This is a genomic window from Vibrio sp. 811 (genome assembly GCF_033339195.1).
The window spans coordinates 1-544 of the sequence record NZ_JAWOUB010000831.1 but is presented as its reverse complement, the minus strand read 5'-3'; the positions used below and the strand labels follow the sequence as shown (position 1 = coordinate 544).

Sequence of the window (544 nt, the reverse complement as noted above, 5' to 3'; positions counted from 1 at the left end):
TCGCCACTATTTACCACCGCTTCGAAGCGTTCACGAACTTCACGAGCGCGTTCTAGATCTTCATCCGTCATGTTTTGAATCGCACGTTCCAGAATGTGGCATTCCACAACTGCACGCAGTTCAAATAGCTCATCGATTTTATCTGGAGACAGTTCAGTCACTGTCGCGCCTTTATGTGGCTCGAAACTGACTAAACCCTGCGCTTCCAATTGTACTAGTGCTTCACGCACAGGAATTCGGCTGACATTGAACTCTTTTGCTAACGCATCCTGACGTAAAGGCTGACCAGTTTTTAACTCGCCCTTCAGGATCTGAGTTCGAATTGCTTCTTCAACGAGCTGAGTACGCGTCTTAAAAACAGGTTTTTGTGACATTGAAGGCTCCCCTCAAAAATAAATATTGTATCCAATCCATTTAACTCTAGTAGTTTATTGTTTTTCCGGCTTAAGCCAACTACGAAATAAGGTTTTGAGAAGTAGAGTGAATTAAAAGGCACCAACTGGTGCCTTTTTGAACCATTTAGCTAAGTGTATGTTGCCTGTTA

At 43.2% G+C, this 544-nt stretch carries 1 protein-coding gene; it reads right to left on the bottom strand.

Features of this window, described 5'->3' with window-relative positions; genetic code table 11:
- On the bottom strand, window positions 1–374 hold a 374-nt coding region (locus R7Q46_RS29645), incomplete at its 3' end, for a GntR family transcriptional regulator (RefSeq protein ID WP_318078649.1).
- Between the last annotated feature and the right edge of the window lie 170 nt (window positions 375–544).